Source organism: Arcanobacterium canis, assembly GCF_029625435.1.
Lineage (GTDB): Bacteria > Actinomycetota > Actinomycetes > Actinomycetales > Actinomycetaceae > Arcanobacterium > Arcanobacterium canis.
On the sequence record NZ_CP121208.1, the window covers coordinates 442,845 to 460,530 of the forward strand.

Below are 17,686 nucleotides of genomic sequence, written 5' to 3' on the forward strand. Positions count from 1 at the left end.
TGTAGCCGCTGCCGTGCGGCGTTTTCCTCTCGCTGGATTGAGTGTTCATCTCAAGCACCCTACCTCATGTTGGTCGGCGAGGATGGTGATTACCCAGCATTCATGACCTATTGCCTGGGCGAATATTCAAGTGTGCGACGCCGGGTCATCATTACATGGAAAAACGTCACGAGTGCTCCGCTTGATCGTGCGGTGGCCAGTGTGATCCCTGCAGTGACGCCTTCACTTTTCCCCGACGCCGGGGGTCGAATAAGCGTGATTCCAGCACCGTCGTCCCCAGCGCGCACGAAAAGAGGGATGTTCGTTGCTGGGGTGATTGCATCTGAAGTTGCACGAAACAATGGGTGGAATGAGGCCAATGTATTACGCAAGGCGCAACGCCATTGGCGGGCCGATATTGAGCGACGAATCGATACTCTCCTCGGAAGGCGCAGGCGCGGGCTCCGTATTGAGGAGCGGGCGGCGAAAAAGCGGGCGGTCAGTTGTCAGTCAATCACTGGCGACGTCGTGCTGGTAGACGACGTCCTCACTACAGGAGCAACGCTGGCTGGTGCGGCGCGCGCCGTGGCCGACGCCGGTGGCCGAGTTGTGGGCGCACTCGTTTTGGCAAGTGGAAAAAATCCGCGCAGAGTGTAACGGTTACCACTTTGTGGCCTAGCCCGGTATAATTTTTGTTACCTATAAAGGTCAGTTCAACTACCTAGCGTCGCAATGGTGCAACGCTGAAACGAAGGGGGGTGGTGACAGCTCGTGAACACCGAGCTTAGAGTCCCTAGCGGGTGTTGCCCGCTCAGTTAAATGACCACAAGGAGGTCATCGTGGAATTCGTAGTTAAAGGTCGCAACGCGGACGTTTCGGATCGTTTCCGTACCCATGTAGAAGAGAAGCTTGAAAAGGTTGAGCAGTTTGCTCCGCGCGCACAGCGTGTTGAGGTAGAGATTGCGCATGAATCCAACCCCGCACAAGCAGAAACCTCGGAGCGGGTAGAGATTACTGTTATTGACAAGGGCCCTGTGGTTCGCGCTGAAGCTGCCGCCTCGGATCGTTTGGCAGCTCTCGATTTAGCTTCCACGAAGTTGTTTGAGCGCTTGCGCCGCAAGCATGAGAAGATGAAGGCTCGCCGTCGTCGCTCTGTCGCAAAGGATGAGGTACCCGCGGATCTTCCGCTGGACGATCTCCTGTCGAAGAAACCTCAAGAAGAGCCGGAAACCGAGCGAACGATTCCCACTGAACCGGGCGAAGCAATCGAAACTCAGTTGGGGGATTCGCCGGCGATCGTTCGTCAGAAGCTCTACGAAGCACGTCCGATGAGCATTGAAGAAGCGATTGATGAGATGGAGCTCGTGGGGCATCCGTTCTACATCTTCATTGATGAAGAGACGAAGCAACCATGTGCTGCCTACCGTCGTCGTGGATGGACGTACGGAATTATTCGTCTTGACGCTACCACCGCCGATTTCGGACCGGGCGAAGCATAAAACGCCACAACGATGAATTGACAGGCCACCGGGGCGACACGAATACGTGTCGCCCCGGTCACTTTGTCTGGGGAGACCTTTGGCATTTTCGCTACTATGGAGTGACAAAAATTGTTTGAGTAAAAGAGGTAGTAACGTGAGCGAACGCCCACTCCAGGTGGCAGTGATCGGTGCAGGACCGGCAGGTATCTACGCATCGGATATCTTGGCGAAGTCAGACGTCGATGTCCAGATTGATCTGTACGAAAAGCTTCCGGCACCGTATGGCTTGGTACGTTACGGCGTGGCTCCAGATCATCCGCGTATCAAGACCATCATCAATGCTCTGTACAACGTGCTTCAGCGCGGCGATATCCGCTTTGTTGGCAATGTGGAGATTGGTCGAGATATCACATTCGATGAGCTCCACGAACACTATGACGCTGTGGTGATTGCGACGGGAGCTGACAAGGATCGACCTTTCACTATCCCTGGTGCAGATTTACCCGAAGTTTACGGAGCTGCAGACTTTGTGGCGTGGTATGACGGGCATCCTGATTACCCGCGTACCTGGCCTCTTGAGGCAAAAGAAGTGGCCGTGATTGGGGTGGGGAACGTGGCATTGGACGTTGCTCGCGTGTTGGCAAAGCATGTTGAGGACATGATGGTGACTGAAATTCCTCAAAATGTTGAGGAAGGTCTGCGTGCCTCACAGGTGACGGACGTACACGTCTTTGGACGCCGTGGCCCGGCGCAGGTGAAGTTCACCCCGATGGAATTGCGTGAACTAGGCCAGGTGCCTGACGTCGATATCATCGTGTACCCAGAGGACTTTGAATATGATGAGGGTTCGGAGCAAGCGATGGCATCGAACAAGATGACTTGCCAGCTGACGAATATCCTCACCGATTGGGTCTTCCAGGATCCCGAAGAGCTCACGGCTTCACATCGCATTCATATCCACCTTCTCCAACAGCCTGTTGAAGTGCTCGGTGACAATGGACACGTGAGCGGTATTCGTATGGAGCGTACGCGTCTTCGCGGGGATCAAAGTGTGGAAGGCACGGGCGAATTTATCGATTATCCAGTTCAAGCTGTGTACACAGCCACTGGCTACAAGTCTTCCGCAATTGCCGATGCTCCATTTGACGATGTTGCAGGGATTGTTCCTAATGCAGGTGGACGTGTTCTTCGCGATGGAGAGCCGATTCCGGGAATGTATGCCACGGGTTGGATTAAGCGAGGCCCGGTGGGCTTGATTGGTTCGACCAAGTCCGATGCGAAAGAAACGATCGACAACCTCATCACTGACTACAAGGCAGGCGTTTTCCATGCGACGACGGAGAACGTCGGCTGGGATGCGACGAAGGAAGTCCTGGATGGGCGTGGCGTTCGCTACACATCATGGGCTGGATGGGGACTCTTGGAAGAATTTGAGAAGTCCTTGGGAGCTGCTGTTGGACGTGAGCGCATTAAGGTTGTTCAACGTGAAACGATGACAGCAATCTCGCGTGGCGAAGAGCACGATGGAAAACTGTACTGAGTGAAATTCACGAGCTGAATATTGAGGGGTGAGAGCACACTGCACGGTGCTCTCACCCCTCAATTTCTACCGGTAATTGGTGAACTGAAGCGCGACGTCGAGTTTGGCGCTCTTGAGCAGTGCGATCACTTCTTGGAGTGCATCGCGGGACTTTGAGCTGACGCGGACTTCGTCACCCTGGATCTGTGCCTTGACTCCTTTAGGGCCTTCATCGCGGATCAGTTTGGTGATCTTCTTCGCATTGCCCTGATCGATCCCCTCTTTGAGGGATCCAACGAGACGGAATTCCTTGCCAGAAGCTTTTGGCTCGCCATCGCCGACATCGACCTGCTTGAGTGAAAGTCCACGGCGAATGAGCTTTGACTGAAGCACATCCCACACCGCCAAGACGCGCTCAGGCGAGTTTGCGGTCATCGTGATTGTTTCGCCCGCGAGTGTTACTGAGGCTCCAACGTTCTTAAAGTCGTAGCGCTGCGAGATCTCTTTTGCGGCTTGGTTGACTGCGTTATCAACCTCTTGGCGGTCATATTTCGACACAACGTCGAAGGAAGAATCGGCCATGATGATTCCTTTCGTTCAGGCTCGAGTGTGAGACGAGACAAATTTCTTCCCTCTCAGTTTGACACGTTTGGGCGACGCCCGTTAAGGTATTGACTCGTGCACGACACAGTGCGCAACGGCAGGTTTGCAGAGCGGCCAAATGCATCTGACTGTAAATCAGACGGGTAACCTTCGGGGGTTCGAATCCCTCACCTGCCACAGTCCGGTTCGCCGGATCAAGAGAGTGATGTGGTTCACGAATTACAAAACTCTCTCAGTTGGAAAATAGCGATCAAAGATTGTTACGATTTCCGGCGTTGCCCCGATAGCTCAGTCGGCAGAGCGTCTCCATGGTAAGGAGAAGGTCAAGGGTTCGATTCCCTTTCGGGGCTCCATTCATTTCCCAAGCGAAATGAAGATGCGGCGGGGTAGCTCAGTTGGTCAGAGCGCACGACTCATAATCGTGAGGTCGCGGGTTCAAACCCCGCCCCCGCTACTGCCGGAAAGCAATCCCGCTTCCAGCCAAACCGAACGTGAGGAAAACACCGTGGCTAGCAAGTCAGCAGACGTTCGCCCTAAGATCACCCTCGCATGCGAGGTTTGCAAGGAGCGTAACTACATCACCAAGAAGAACCGCCGCAATACGCCGGATCGTCTTGAGTTGAAGAAGTTCTGCCCCAAGTGCAACGAGTCCACCGCGCATCGCGAGACTCGCTGAATTGAGGCGATGAAAAAAGGCCCGCAGTGCGGGCCTTTTTGCTGTCCATTTTTGGATTTGATGCCTGGTTATTTTTCACGCTCAGGGCAGTGTCGCCTCAGTCGAGTAACATAGCATCTATGTCCTGTGAAGTTTTTCCTGAGCCGCCCAGCGGCGACATCCCAGATTTGATTCCTGCGCAGTCGAACAGAATTGCGCCATCTGCGTCGTCATTGGCGCAGCTGACGACGATTGGTGTCGGCGCGAAAATTGGCCGCTACGTCGAGGCTTTCACACGTGAGGAACTGATCGACGTGATCCGCCAGGCGGACGAGGCTCAGATTCCACTACTCGTGCTCGGTGGAGGGTCGAATATTCTGGCGTCCGATGAGCCCTTTGACGGCATCGTCGTGCGTGATATGCGTGTGGGGTGCGAAACAGTTATGGAAGACGGGTGTGGAGGCGCACAAATGCGTGCCCTCGGCGGTACCCCCTGGGATGACGTCGTACGCTACGCCATTGAACATGAATGGCGTGGTCTCGAAGCGCTGTCTGGAATCCCAGGTGCGGTGGGAGCTGCACCGGTTCAGAACATTGGAGCCTATGGGCAGGAATTATCAGATACTTTTGCGGCTGCCACCACGTATGACCGCCAGACCGGAGAAATTAAGACGCTGTTTCTCAGCGACATGAAATTCGCCTACCGGGACTCTATCTTGAAACAATCGATTCCGCAGTGGGGGTATTCTCCGCGCTGGATTGTTCTCGATGTTCTGTTCCATATGTTGAGAGGATCAATGTCTCTGCCAATCAAATATGGGCAGCTCGCTAGTGCTCTCGGTGTCGATGTCGGCCAAAGTGCTCCCGCATGGCAGGTTCGCGAAACTGTGCTTGCTCTGCGCGCCGGCAAAGGGATGATTCTCAACGATTCCGACCGTGATACGTACTCGTGCGGTTCCTTCTTCACCAACCCCATTCTCAGCGCCGACGCTGCGGCGCAACTTCCCCCCGACGCTCCGCGTTACCCTGCGCCTGAAGGAATGGTGAAAACTTCAGCAGCGTGGCTTATCGACAATGCGGGGTTCCATAAGGGATTCGCAATAGGGGAGAATGCCAGCTTGTCCACAAAGCACACACTCGCACTGACCAATCGAGGCCAGGCGACGGGTGATGACATTCGCGCTTTGGCTCGCCACATTCGCGACGGCGTCCGCCAGACGTACGGGGTCGATTTGCAGCCCGAACCCGTTGTCCTGGGCTCTGGCCTGGACACTATTAATGAAAACTGAAAAGTGAATCATGAGTGCGAGGACGTTCCCACCCCGCACTCATGATTCGCTTTCAAGCCATTGATTGACTTCAGCGATCCATGCTCGCTTATCCGACTGTGAAGCAAGAGATGCTCGAATAGAGCCCTTGGCCAGTTGAGCAATTTGTTCGTCGTTGAGTCCCTGAGCACGTGCGATTTCATACTGGTCAGTCAGGCGTGAGAGGAACAACAGCGGATCGTCTGCGCCGAGCGCAACAGTGGCACCGGCGTCAAGGAGCGTGCGCAATGGAACCTGATCGGACGCGGTATAGACGCCTAGGGACACGTTAGACGCGGGACACACTTCCAACGCGATATCGCGCGAGATAATCTCGTCGAGGAGCCGGGGGTCTTCGACGGAACGTACTCCGTGGCCAAGTCGTGCAGGATGGAGATGGTCAATGACCTGTCGAATATGGTCTGGGCCCAGGAGCTCGCCGCCGTGGGGAACTGAAGCTAAGCCGGCGCGCGCTGCAATCGCGAATGCTTCTTCCCAGTCGGCAGTGTTTCCGCGGCGTTCATCGTTCGACAATCCGAAGCCGATGACTTCGCCGGGGCCGTCACCGGCATACTTAGCAGCCAGACGCGCTAGTGTGCGCCCATCGAGGGGATGCTTCATGCGCGAAGCTGCGACGATCACACCCACCTGGACGCCGGTGGCGTGCCAAGCGTCGATGGCGGCGTCGAGGACGATCTCGAGCGCGGGGGTGAGGCCTCCCACGAATGGTGCATACGACGTGGGATCGATTTGGATTTCGAGACGGCGAGAACCTTCGCGGGCGTCATCCGCAGCTGCTTCGAGGACGATTCGGCGCATCGCAGTTTCTGTGCGAACGACCTTTCGCGCAGCGTCATAGTTGCGCTGGAAACGGAACCATCCACGCTTGTCGGCGGGAACGTAGAGCGCACGATTATCGGTGAGGTTTTCGGGGAGACGGATTCCTTCTTCCGCTGCCATATCAGCGAGCGTCGAGACGCGCATTGAACCAGTGAAGTGCAAATGGAGGTGAGCTTTAGGTAGCAGCGCGAGATTTCTCATGCGGTTCAGTGTAGTGGTGCGTTGAAGCAAGCGCGAAATCTTTCTATAACTAAACATATGACGTCCACCGCGATTGAGAGAGCAGATCTGGCCGCACTAACCGATGAGGCTGCCGGTAGTATGCTCACATTATTTCTGGGGGAAGAATTTGGTCTGACATCGTGGCGTGTACATGCGATTCACCACCGTGTGGGTGGAGGAGTGTCGGTTGGCTATTCTGTACACGGGCATCGTGAGGATGCATACGTCGTCGCGTCGAGCGCACGTGTGGATGAAGCGAGCTTGACTGAGAATGCAGGGCATATTTTCGACTATGAAGGGCGACGTTACTTCGTGTGGCGTTTTCCTTTTGACCCACAACTTCCCGGGCTTGCTTTGGCATGTAAAGCCAGCGCACTGTCAGATTTTCTTGGAACGGACGTCGAAGTGGAATTGCTTGCGTATCGCCCGACGAGACGTGCAGTGGTGAAGGCGACGGGCGAACAGACGTACTTCGTTAAAGTTGTTCCGCGCACGTCAGTGCAGGGCGTCGTCGCGAGGCTCACACTCGCCAGCGAGAGCCTTCCGACGCCGGAGCTTGTGCGGGCCACCGACGACGGCGTCGTCGTGAGTCGTGAAGTCCCAGGCGTACCGTTGAGCCGTTTCCTTGCATCTGACCCAACACCACAGGATATCGATGCAATGTTTGTCAATCTGCGCAGCCTTCTTGATGCGATGTCACATCGTCTTGTGTCCTTGAAGCCACGCAAAGCCTGGGCACAACGAGCTGACGCATATGGGGTTGCAGCGGCGGCAGCTTTTCCTGCGATCAGCGATGACGCTATTGAGCTGGGGAAGGCTATTCGACGTTTCGTTGAGGTGACCGATTATGGGCCAGTAGTGCCGACCCACGGGGATTTTTATGAAGCCAATGTGTTCGTTGATCCAAAGCATTGGCAGATCTCAGGGATTATCGACCTCGATACCTTAGGGCCCGGACATCGTGCCCATGATTGGGGATGTCTTCTGGGGCATATGTCGGTCCTTGAAGATTTGTCTCCTGCGCGTTATCACGGGGTTGCGCGAATTGTGCAGCGCTGGCGTGATCTGGCCGCCCAAGAGGTGGGCCAGGCGGCGCTGGGGGCCAGCGCCGCCGGTGTTGTCTTGTCCCTCGTCGCAGGACCAGCGAAAGCGCGCAAGCGAGGGTGGCAGGGCCACTGCCAGGCTCGCTTCGATATCGCGCGCCAGTGGTTCAGCTACGCACAAGGTGCCAGTGACACTATTTAATCGACGCGAAAAGCGTCACGAGGCGATCAGCCCCCTCAGTGAGAGCCTTATCGGCGAGTGCGTAGGATAAGCGCAGGTGCCCAGGTGCGCCAAATGCCTCGCCCGGAACGAGGGCGACGTCGATCTCTTCGAGGATGAGCTGAGCAAGCTGTGCCGAGGTGTGGGCGATTTTGCCATTGATTTCCTTGCCTAGTGCATGTTCAACGTTGGGGAAAGCGTAAAACGCGCCCGACGGCGTCGGCACTGAAAAGACGTCGATCTGACGGAGCTTGTCCAAAAGTGTGAGACGGCGGCGATTGAAGGCAACCTTCATCTCTTCCACAAACTGTTGGTCAGCTTCCAGAGCTGCGAGGGCTGCACGCTGGGCAATGTTGTTGACATGCGAGGACAGATGCCCCTGAAGAATTCGCGCGCCACGAATGACATCCGCGGGGCCGAACATCCATCCCACACGCCAGCCCGTCATTGCGTACGATTTTGCGACACCATTGACACTAATCAGCCGGTCTGCGATTTCCGGAAGAACGCCCAACAAATAGGACATTTCGCCTTCGTAGACGAGGTTTTCGTAAATTTCGTCCGAGATCACCCACAGGTCTTTCGATATTGCCCACTGACCAATCGCGCGCAGTTCGTCGGCCGTGTACACCGCGCCGGTCGGATTCGACGGCGAACACATGAGCAGGGTTGTGGTTGCTGGCGTGTAGGCGGCTTCAAGTTGTTCCACTGTCACTTTGTAGCCAGCTTCGGCTGGTGCGAATACCTCGATCGGGGTGCCACCGGCCAGACGGATCGCTTCAGGGTAGGTTGTCCAGTAAGGAGCTGGGAGGAGAACGTCGTCACCGGGGGAGACGGTCGCCATAAACGCTTGATAGACCGCTTGTTTTCCACCATTAGTGACAATGACATTGTTGGGGTTTACTGAAGTCCCTGAGTCACGCCTTGCCTTGACGCAGATCGCTTCGCGCAGCTCAAGTAGGCCCGCAGCCGCCGTGTAGTGGTGATTTTTGGGATCTTTGGCAGCTTCAACCGCAGCATCCACGATAAAGGGCGCGGTTGGGAAGTCTGGTTCGCCTGCACCAAAGCCGATGATGGGGCGGCCCGCAGCTGCAAGTTCCTTTGCCCGCAAATCGACAGCGAGCGTTGCGGAAGGCTGGAGTGAGGAGACGTGTGTAGATAGACGCATGGTTCAATCGTGGCACTTTTGCCTGTCGTTGGCCAAGTTTGTTGCTACGCCGGCAACAGCTGACGACGTCGGTACATTGGGTAACGTCGGGCCGGAGATTCAGTGGAGGTGAGCCGGCCCGTCGTGGTGTGGATAACACTGACAAATTCTGTCTGATCTGGAAATTGTTGTCAGCGCCCGCTATGCTTGATCGAGCAAACATTGGCTTTGTGACGTATTTTTTGCGATAATACTCAAGGCTTGTGTCAATAGGGTAGTGGCGCAATTGGTAGCGCACCGGTCTCCAAAACCGGCGGTTGTGGGTTCGAGTCCCTCCTGCCCTGCTAGAAAGCGGCCCATTTGGGCCGTTTCTTATATCAACCGAAAGGATCAACCGTGAACGAAGCTCGTAGCTCTGCTGTTAAGGAAGGCTTCTTCGCTCGCATCATCACCTTCTTCAAGGAAGTGATCGCTGAGTTCAAGAAGGTACAGCGCCCAACACGTGAAGAGCTGTGGAAGATGTTCGTCACGGTCGTGATATTCGTGACCATCATCATGGTGTTCGTGACCGCGATCGATCTGGTCTTCAACCAGTCCATGTTCTGGATCTTCGGTTAAATTCAGGCCAAAGTGAGGAAGCTTATATGAGTGAAGAGAATGTGAATCCGCTGTTCTCCGAAGCGCAAGCGACACCAGAAGTCGTGGCCGAGGAAACGACGCACGAGGTCGTCTCTACCCCTGAAACCGAGGTTGAGGTCGCACAAGAGCCTGAGGTTCCGGTCAAGGAAGATGTTCGCGAAGGCGTCGTCACCGAAGAAATGGTCCGTGATCAGATTAGAGGTCTGCCTGGACGCTGGTACGTGCTCCACACCTATGCAGGTTACGAGAAGCGCGTGAAGCAGTCGCTTGAAACCCGTATGCATTCGATGAATATGGAAGATTATATCTTCCAGGTCGAAGTGCCGATGGAAGAGGTGTACGAAGTGAAGAAGGGCCAGCAGAAGCTGGTCTCGCGCGTTCGTATGCCTGGTTACGCCGTTGTTCGTATGGATCTCACTGATGATTCATGGCGAGTGGTTCAGTCCACTAATGGTGTGACCGGTTTTGTGGGTAACGGCCGTGATCCGGTCGCTCTGTCGCTCGAAGAAGCCGTGCAGTTGCTCACGCCTGTTGTTGAGCAGCAGGTTGCTGCAGAGGCTATAGCGGCTGGAAAGCCAGTACTTTCCGGCACTCCGGAGTATGAGGTCGAATACGAGGTCGGCGAAGTCGTCACCTTGACCACCGAGCCTTGGGTCGGAATGCCCGCTACAATTTCTCAGGTTGATCCGGTGAACCGCAGGCTCACCGTTCTCATGACACTTGTCGGCCAGGAAACCCCGGTCGATTTGTCCTTCGGCCAGATCAAGAAGATGGACTAACCCGCTTCTCGATTCGAAGGAAAACCGCCATTATTGCCATATGGCGGAAACTAACAGTTAGGATCAAACATGCCACCGAAGAAGAAGGTTGCCGGACTGATCAAGCTTCAGATCGAAGCTGGAGCTGCTTCACCGGCGCCGCCGATTGGCCCGGCTCTGGGTCAGCACGGCGTGAACATCATGGAGTTCGTCAATGCGTACAACGCTGCGACGGAATCGATGCGCGGAAACATCATCCCGGTTGAGATCACCGTTTATGAGGACCGCTCGTTCGACTTCATCACCAAGACACCGCCGGCCTCAGGTCTCATCAAGAAGGCAGCTGGCATCAAGTCGGGTTCGGCTACTCCGCACACTGTGAAGGTCGCGCACCTCACCGCGGATCAGCTTCGTGAAATCGCGAAGACCAAGATGCCGGATCTCAACGCTAACGACATCGACAACGCTGCTCGCATCATTGCTGGCACCGCTCGTTCGATGGGCGTTACCACCGACGAAATCTGATAGCCAGCAACATCTGGCACGTGGTAGGGCCCTGAGCTGGTCCGTTCCCCCACAGCTGCTAAGAAGGAGACAAGCAGAATGGCAAAGCGCTCAAAGAATTACCGTAAGGCGGCCGAGCTGATTCAGTCCGGCGAGCTTTACTCGCCGAGCGAGGCGTTTGACCTCGCGAAGAAGACTTCGGTAACGAAGTTCGCCTCCACCGTTGAGGTGATGTTCCGTCTGAACGTTGATCCACGTAAGGCCGATCAGCTCGTTCGTGGCACCGTTTCCCTCCCGCACGGCACCGGCAAGACCGCCAAGGTCGTTGTCTTTGCTGTTGGCGAGAAGGCACAGGCTGCTCTCGAAGCTGGCGCCGACGTCGTTGGTGATGACGATCTGATTGCGAAGGTCGCCGATGGCTGGACCGACTTCGACGCCGCCGTTGCAACCCCCGATATGATGGGCAAGGTTGGTCGCCTGGGTCGTGTGCTCGGTCCGCGTAACCTCATGCCAAACCCGAAGACCGGCACCGTGACCATGGATGTGGCGAAGGCGGTCAAGGACATCAAGGGTGGTCGTATCGAGTTCCGCGTTGACAAGCACGGTAACCTCGCGTTCATCGTGGGCAACACCGACTTCGAGCTTGATCAGCTGATCGAGAACTACAACGCTGCTGCTGATGAGATCTTGCGCCTGAAGCCTGCTTCGGCAAAGGGACGCTACATCACCAAGGCAACCGTGTCAACGACGATGGGTCCGGGTATCCCGTTGGATGCCACCAAGACTCGCACCGAAGCCTGATTTTCGAAGATGGGTTAAAGCAATGGGCCTCGCACCGATGGTGTGAGACCCATTGCTTTACAATTGTGTGGAGAAAATTTGAGGGAGGCGCCATGAATCGACCGTTCGTAATCGGAATTGCAGGCGGAACAGGAAGCGGTAAAACGACGCTGACAAATGCGATAGCACATCGCTATCAAGGCAAAACGGCCGTGGTATACCACGATAATTATTACAAGGCCCATGATGATCTTGATTATGAGCACCGTGCTGCGCTGAATTATGACTCCCCAGACGCATTTGATAATGACCTCATGATTGCAGATCTGCGTGCGCTAGTATCCGGCAGCGCTATCGAGTCTCCAGTCTATGATTACGCCGCTCATAATCGCTCTGCTGATACGATGCATGTTGAGCCTGCACCCGTGATTTTGGTGGAAGGTATCCTCATCTTCCACGATCTGCGCATGTGCGATTTGTTCGATGTGAAAATCTTCGTGGACACTGACGCAGACGTCAGAATCATGCGCCGAATCAAGCGCGATGTACTTGAGCGTGGGCGTTCCATTGAATCAGTGGAAGCTCAGTATTTGACAACGGTGAAACCGATGCATGAACTCTATGTTGAACCGTCGAAGCGTCGCGCTGACCTCATTATTCCCGAGGGAGGCCAGAACCTCGTAGCGCTCGATATGCTTTTTCACCGCATCGCTCATGAGCTGGGAGTGGAACCGCGCTGACTAAGGCAAGCTCTGTGCCGTCATGTCAGCCCCTAACCATATCGATCACTCGTCTTTAATATGAAATCTGTCGATTCGTCGCACTCCGTCGTCGTGGCGTGTGCCACGAAACGAAACTCGCGCTAGACATGCTCGACGGTGATCGGTACGCTAAAGAACGCCCAAGACCGCAGGTCCCACTTCGGGATAAATACGAAACGTAGCCAGCGCAGGTGAGAATTCAATACTTCCTTTATTTGCTGGGAAGAGTTTGGCCTCGCACCTGTTTGTGCGAGGTTTTTTATTTGCTCTGCGGCGTACAACGGAAGGAGGTCCCATGGCACGGACCGATAAGTCTGCAGCGATTGCAGAGCTCAAGGATCTGTTCCAGAACTCTGCAGCCGTTCTCGTCACCGAGTACCGCGGACTGACTGTGGAGCAGATGAAGAAGCTTCGTCGCGCTCTTGGTCAGGAAGCACATTACACGGTTGCGAAGAACACCCTCGCTCGCATCGCGGCTAAGGAAGCTGGCGTCGAAGGACTCGACGACTACCTCAAGGGCCCCGTTGCACTTGCATTCGTTTCCGGTGACATCGCTTCCGCAGCTAAGGCTATTAAGAACTTCTCTAAGGAGCACGATGCCCTGATCACCAAGGGTGGCGTTCTCGAAGGCAATGTTCTCGATGCCGAAGGTGTCAAGAAGCTCGCCGATCTCGAATCTCGCGAGGTTCTGCTTGGAAAGACCGCTGGCGTCCTCAAGGCGTCGCTCTACCAGGCTGCTTACATGTTCACCGCGCCGCTGGTCAAGACAGTGCGCACCGTGGACGCCCTGCGCGCGAAGCAGGAAGAAGCTGCCTGATCGGCAGCGTAAAACCAATAGTTATCTGCCTCGCAAGTAGGCAAAAGGAAGGAAGGCCATCATGGCTAAGCTCACTGCTGAAGAGCTCATCGAAGCTTTCAAGGAGCTCACACTTGTTGAGCTCTCGGACTTCGTGAAGAAGTTCGAAGAAGAATTTGACGTTGAGGCTGCTGCTCCGGTTGCTGCCGTTGCTGCTGCTCCGGCTGCTGGCGGCGAAGCCGCTGCTGCCGAAGAGAAGGATGAGTTTGACGTTGTCATCGCATCCGCAGGCGACAAGAAGATCCAGGTCATCAAGGAGGTGCGCGCTCTTACCTCCCTCGGTCTGAAGGAAGCAAAGGAGCTCGTTGACTCCGCTCCTAAGGCTGTTCTCGAAGGTGTTAACAAGGAGACCGCCGAGAAGGCTAAGGAAGCTCTCGAGGGTGCCGGAGCCACCATCGAGCTCAAGTGATTGACGCGGCGTAGCCGCTATTCGCTTCAGGAACGCTCCAGCATGAGCTGGGGCGTTCCTTTGTTTTCCACGTTTGCCCGAATGGGGCAGCAGGGTGTACGCCGTGACCACCGACGTCGGGCGGCGGGTCGGGTTGCGAAGACAGGCAGTTCGTGGGAAAGTCATACCCGAGGTTTTCCTCAGTTACATTCTGTGCAATCGATGAAACCGTCGCCAGCACCGGTGGCGGATCTTCGAGGATTGTTCAGACATTATGGTGTCGTGACCCTCTCCACATGGGTGAGGGCTGGACTTGTGTATCCTCAACGTGTAAATTTGAAACTTGCCGTGGCATCTTTGTGCCCAAAATTGAACGTTACACGTCTGATTGGCCGTAAAGCCCGCGGTTTTTAGCCTTACCGGATCAAGGGAAGGAAGCCCCTTTGGCTGCTTCGAGCACCTCTAAGCCTACTGTTGTTGACGGCCGCCTCGCTGCTGACCGCGTCTCGTTTGCAAAGATTCACGAGCCTCTCGCCGTGCCGGATTTGCTGGGTCTGCAGACCTCCAGCTACCGCTGGCTGATCGGCGCCCCCGAATGGCGTGAGAACGCCCAACCGGGGGAGAAGTCGGGTCTTGAAGAGATTTTTGAAGAAGTCTCCCCGATTGAGAACACTGCCCAAACCATGGGCCTCGTCCTTTCCAACCCGCATCTTGAGGAAGAAAAAGCCTCGATGGCGGAGTGCAAGGAAAAGGATCTGACATACTCGGCGGCTCTGTACGTGACTGCTGAATTCCAGAACTACGAGACTGGCGAGATCAAGTCCCAGACCACCTTTATTGGTGATTTCCCGTTGATGACACCGCAAGGAACCTTCATCATCAACGGCACCGAGCGCGTTGTGGTTTCCCAGCTCGTTCGTTCGCCGGGCGTGTACTTCGAAACCGCTGCTGACAAAACCTCCGACAAGCTGATCTACTCAACCAAGATCATCCCGTCGCGTGGTGCATGGCTTGAGTTTGAAATCGACAAACGCGATTCCGTTGGCGTGCGTGTGGACCGCAAGCGTAAGCAGTCGGTCACGGTCTTCCTCAAGGCAATCGGTATGTCGGAGTCGGAGATCCGTGAGGAATTTGCTGATTACCCGGTTCTCATCGATACCCTTGAGAAGGACACCGTCCACACCCAAGAAGAGGCTCTGACGGACCTGTACCGCAAGCTTCGCCCGGGCGAGCCGCCGACGGCGGAAGCGGGCCGTTCCCTCCTGCGCAACTTCTACTTCAACCCCAAGCGTTACGATCTCGCTAAGGTTGGCCGCTACAAGGTCAACACCAAGCTCGGTCTGGACACAGCCGCAACTGAGCGCCAGCTCACAATTGCCGATATCACAGCTACGATCCGTTACCTCCTTGCGCTTCACGCGGGCGAGGCTGAGACCGTCACTGCCGAAGGTGCTACCGCTGTCCCCGTTGAGAACGACGATATCGACCACTTCGGTAACCGCCGTATCCGCGCTGTGGGTGAATTGATCCAGAACCAGGTCCGTACCGGTTTGTCACGTCTGGACCGCATGGTTCGTGAGCGCATGACCACCCAGGAAGCGGAAGCGATCACCCCGTCGTCGCTGATCAACATTCGCCCGATAGTTGCCGCGATCAAGGAGTTCTTCGGTACCTCGCAGCTGTCGCAGTTCATGGATCAGAACAACCCGCTGGCTGGTCTGACTCACAAGCGTCGTCTGTCTGCTCTGGGCCCGGGCGGCTTGTCCCGTGACCGCGCCTCGATGGAAGTTCGAGACGTTCACCCGTCTCACTACGGCCGTATGTGCCCCATTGAGACACCAGAAGGCCCGAACATTGGTCTGATTGGCTCGCTCGCATCTTACGGTCGTGTCAATTCCTTCGGCTTTATCGAGACCCCGTACCGCAAGGTAATCGATGGCAAGGTGACCAATGAGATTGAATACCTCAACGCTACCGATGAAGATCGCTACGCCATCGCTCAGGCATCAGCTCCGCTGAACGCTGACGGCTCCTTCCGTGATGAAGAAGTCCTCGTGCGTCTGCCTGGTGGCGAGCCAGCGCTGATCGAAGCTCATGAAGTGGGCTATATGGACGTGTCTGCACGTCAGATGGTGTCCGTCGGTACGGCATCGATTCCGTTCCTTGAGCACGACGATGCTAACCGAGCTCTCATGGGTGCGAACATGCAGCGACAGGCTGTGCCGCTGCTTCGCCCGACTGCTCCGCTCGTGGGTACTGGCGTCGAGATCCGCACCGCCGTCGATTCCGGCGACGTCACCGTGGCACTCGCACCAGGCATTGTCACTGAAGTCTCTGCTGACGCTGTTCACGTGGAAGAAGATTCCGGGAAGCACCGCGTGTACCGACTGGCAAAGTTCGAGCGTTCCAACCCAGGTAACTGCACCAACCAGAAGGTGGCAGTAAACGAGGGTGACCGCCTCGAAAAGGGCTCGCTCATTGCTGACGGTCCGGCGACCGACGGTGGCGAACTTGCTCTTGGTCAGAACCTCCTCGTGGCTTTCATGGCATGGAATGGCTACAACTACGAGGACGCGATCATCCTGTCCCAACGTGTTCAGTCCGAAGATATCCTCACCTCGATTCATATCGAGGAGCATGAGGTTGATGCTCGTGACACCAAGCTTGGACCGGAAGAGATTACCCGCGATATCCCGAACGTTTCGGAAGATACCCTGGCGAATCTCGACGAGCGTGGCATTATCCGTATCGGCGCTGAAGTCAAGGCTGGAGACATCCTCGTCGGCAAGATCACGCCAAAGGGTGAGACTGAGCTGACTTCTGAAGAGCGACTGCTTCGCGCAATCTTTGGCGAGAAGGCGAAGGAAGTGCGCGACACCTCGATGCGCGTTCCCCATGGTGAGTGGGGTATCGTCATTGGCGTTCACGAGTTCTCCGCTGAGAACCACGACGAACTTGCAGCTGACGTTCGCCAGTCCGTACGCGTGCTGATTGCTCAGCGACGCAAGATCGTCATTGGCGACAAGATGGCAGGACGTCACGGTAACAAGGGTGTTGTTTCGCGTATTCTTCCTCTCGAAGATATGCCGTTCCTTGAGGATGGAACGCCTGTTGACGTCGTTCTGAACCCGCTGGGCGTGCCGAGCCGTATGAACCTCGGCCAGGTCTTCGAGCTCCATCTTGGTTGGATCGCTAAGCAGGGTTGGGATGCAACCGAAGCGCGCGCCAATGGTGAAGAGTGGGCAAACCGCATTCCAGAGGAAGCTGTGATCGGTCACCCGAACCGTCTCGTCTCCACTCCGGTATTCGACGGTGTCCGCCATGATGAGCTTTCGGGCCTCCTGGCCAACACCCTCCCGAACCGCGACGGTGATCGTATGGTCGATGGTTCTGGTAAGGCTCGTCTGTTTGACGGCCGTACCGGTGAGCCGTTCCCTGAGCGCGTCTCGGTAGGCTACATGTACATGCTCAAGCTCCACCACCTGGTGGACGACAAGATCCACGCTCGTTCCACGGGCCCGTACTCGATGGTGACCCAGCAGCCACTGGGTGGTAAGGCACAGTTCGGTGGACAGCGTTTCGGCGAGATGGAGGTGTGGGCGCTCGAAGCATACGGCGCTGCACACACCCTTCAGGAAATGCTGACCATCAAGTCCGACGATACGGTTGGCCGCGTCAAAGTGTACGAGGCAATCGTGAAGGGCGACAACGTGCCCGAGCCGGGTATCCCGGAGTCCTTCAAGGTTTTGGTACAGGAAATGCGTTCGCTGTGCCTCAACGTTGAAGCTCTCGATGCCGCAGGCAATCCGATCAATCTGCAGGATTCGGACGAGGATGCGTTCCGTGCCCCGCAGTCGGCTAGAATCTCTACAGGTCTCGAAGGCCTGACCACGGGTGCGGATTTCTGATCCCACTGAAAACTTGTTGCGGGCGGGCCGCGCCGCTCGCCCGCAACGAGTGAACTGATATCAGGCGTAAAAATTG

The 17,686-nt window shown here is 55.9% G+C and carries 17 protein-coding genes and 4 tRNA genes; 18 read left to right on the forward strand and 3 right to left on the reverse strand.

The window, feature by feature from the left end; all coding sequences use genetic code 11:
- Positions 1-102: 102 nt before the first annotated feature.
- The 3 genes from P7079_RS01920 (at position 103) to P7079_RS01930 (ending at position 3,000) form a co-directional block, all read left to right on the forward strand.
- Entirely contained in the window at positions 103-636 is a 534-nt protein-coding gene (locus P7079_RS01920; protein WP_278013158.1) for a phosphoribosyltransferase family protein, read from the forward strand.
- A gap of 182 nt (positions 637-818) precedes the next feature.
- The gene (gene hpf / locus P7079_RS01925; RefSeq protein WP_278013159.1) at positions 819-1,478 is read left to right on the forward strand and encodes a ribosome hibernation-promoting factor, HPF/YfiA family; all 660 of its coding nucleotides are present in this window, start codon (positions 819-821) and stop codon (positions 1,476-1,478) included.
- A 136-nt stretch (positions 1,479-1,614) separates the two neighbouring features.
- The gene (locus tag P7079_RS01930; RefSeq protein ID WP_278013160.1) at positions 1,615-3,000 is read left to right on the forward strand and encodes an FAD-dependent oxidoreductase; all 1,386 of its coding nucleotides are present in this window, start codon (positions 1,615-1,617) and stop codon (positions 2,998-3,000) included.
- A gap of 66 nt (positions 3,001-3,066) precedes the next feature.
- On the opposite strand, the gene P7079_RS01935 is transcribed toward P7079_RS01930, so the two are convergent.
- Positions 3,067-3,561, reverse strand: coding sequence for a YajQ family cyclic di-GMP-binding protein (locus P7079_RS01935; RefSeq protein ID WP_278013161.1), 495 nt, complete (start codon positions 3,559-3,561; stop codon positions 3,067-3,069).
- A gap of 117 nt (positions 3,562-3,678) precedes the next feature.
- Here P7079_RS01935 and P7079_RS01940 point away from each other — a divergent pair.
- The 5 genes from P7079_RS01940 (at position 3,679) to P7079_RS01960 (ending at position 5,526) form a co-directional block, all read left to right on the forward strand.
- Positions 3,679-3,759: transfer RNA gene (locus P7079_RS01940), tRNA-Tyr, on the forward strand.
- 100 nt (positions 3,760-3,859) lie between these two features.
- A tRNA-Thr gene (locus P7079_RS01945) sits at positions 3,860-3,935 on the forward strand.
- A 27-nt stretch (positions 3,936-3,962) separates the two neighbouring features.
- A tRNA-Met gene (locus tag P7079_RS01950) sits at positions 3,963-4,036 on the forward strand.
- Between the two features lie 51 nt (positions 4,037-4,087).
- Positions 4,088-4,258, forward strand: a complete 171-nt coding sequence (gene rpmG, locus P7079_RS01955) for a 50S ribosomal protein L33 (protein WP_278013162.1) — start codon at positions 4,088-4,090, stop codon at positions 4,256-4,258.
- A 119-nt stretch (positions 4,259-4,377) separates the two neighbouring features.
- The gene (locus P7079_RS01960) at positions 4,378-5,526 is read left to right on the forward strand and encodes a UDP-N-acetylmuramate dehydrogenase (protein WP_278013163.1); all 1,149 of its coding nucleotides are present in this window, start codon (positions 4,378-4,380) and stop codon (positions 5,524-5,526) included.
- Positions 5,527-5,565: 39 nt separating this feature from the next.
- Here P7079_RS01960 and P7079_RS01965 read toward each other — a convergent pair whose 3' ends face one another.
- Positions 5,566-6,585 carry an adenosine deaminase gene (locus P7079_RS01965; RefSeq protein ID WP_278013164.1) on the reverse strand — a complete coding sequence of 340 codons (1,020 nt, stop codon included), beginning with the start codon at positions 6,583-6,585 and terminating at the stop codon, positions 5,566-5,568.
- 120 nt (positions 6,586-6,705) lie between these two features.
- On the opposite strand from P7079_RS01965, the gene P7079_RS01970 reads away from it, so the two are divergent.
- The gene (locus P7079_RS01970) at positions 6,706-7,851 is read left to right on the forward strand and encodes a phosphotransferase family protein (RefSeq protein WP_278013165.1); all 1,146 of its coding nucleotides are present in this window, start codon (positions 6,706-6,708) and stop codon (positions 7,849-7,851) included.
- Here the strand turns inward: P7079_RS01970 and P7079_RS01975 are convergent.
- Positions 7,844-9,037 carry a pyridoxal phosphate-dependent aminotransferase gene (locus P7079_RS01975; protein WP_278013166.1) on the reverse strand — a complete coding sequence of 398 codons (1,194 nt, stop codon included), beginning with the start codon at positions 9,035-9,037 and terminating at the stop codon, positions 7,844-7,846. The genes P7079_RS01970 and P7079_RS01975 overlap by 8 nt on opposite strands.
- 250 nt (positions 9,038-9,287) lie before the next feature.
- Between P7079_RS01975 and P7079_RS01980 the strand changes: the two genes are divergently transcribed.
- The 9 genes from P7079_RS01980 to rpoB all read left to right on the forward strand — a co-directional run bounded on the left by P7079_RS01980 (position 9,288) and on the right by rpoB (position 17,610).
- Positions 9,288-9,360: transfer RNA gene (locus tag P7079_RS01980), tRNA-Trp, on the forward strand.
- Between the two features lie 52 nt (positions 9,361-9,412).
- A complete protein-coding gene (secE, locus tag P7079_RS01985) occupies positions 9,413-9,634 on the forward strand; it encodes a preprotein translocase subunit SecE (RefSeq protein WP_278013167.1) in 222 nt (73 codons plus the stop codon).
- 26 nt (positions 9,635-9,660) lie between these two features.
- A complete protein-coding gene (nusG, locus tag P7079_RS01990) occupies positions 9,661-10,434 on the forward strand; it encodes a transcription termination/antitermination protein NusG (RefSeq protein ID WP_278013168.1) in 774 nt (257 codons plus the stop codon).
- Positions 10,435-10,503: 69 nt separating this feature from the next.
- Positions 10,504-10,938, forward strand: coding sequence for a 50S ribosomal protein L11 (gene rplK / locus P7079_RS01995; RefSeq protein WP_278013169.1), 435 nt, complete (start codon positions 10,504-10,506; stop codon positions 10,936-10,938).
- A gap of 78 nt (positions 10,939-11,016) precedes the next feature.
- Positions 11,017-11,718, forward strand: coding sequence for a 50S ribosomal protein L1 (rplA, locus tag P7079_RS02000; protein WP_278013170.1), 702 nt, complete (start codon positions 11,017-11,019; stop codon positions 11,716-11,718).
- Between the two features lie 92 nt (positions 11,719-11,810).
- Positions 11,811-12,437 (forward strand): uridine kinase, encoded by a 627-nt coding sequence (udk, locus tag P7079_RS02005; protein ID WP_278013171.1) that lies wholly within the window; start codon positions 11,811-11,813, stop codon positions 12,435-12,437.
- A 316-nt stretch (positions 12,438-12,753) separates the two neighbouring features.
- Entirely contained in the window at positions 12,754-13,275 is a 522-nt protein-coding gene (gene rplJ, locus P7079_RS02010; RefSeq protein ID WP_278013172.1) for a 50S ribosomal protein L10, read from the forward strand.
- A 61-nt stretch (positions 13,276-13,336) separates the two neighbouring features.
- Entirely contained in the window at positions 13,337-13,723 is a 387-nt protein-coding gene (gene rplL / locus P7079_RS02015; protein ID WP_278013173.1) for a 50S ribosomal protein L7/L12, read from the forward strand.
- A gap of 422 nt (positions 13,724-14,145) precedes the next feature.
- Entirely contained in the window at positions 14,146-17,610 is a 3,465-nt protein-coding gene (gene rpoB / locus P7079_RS02020) for a DNA-directed RNA polymerase subunit beta (RefSeq protein ID WP_278013174.1), read from the forward strand.
- Positions 17,611-17,686: the final 76 nt, after the last annotated feature.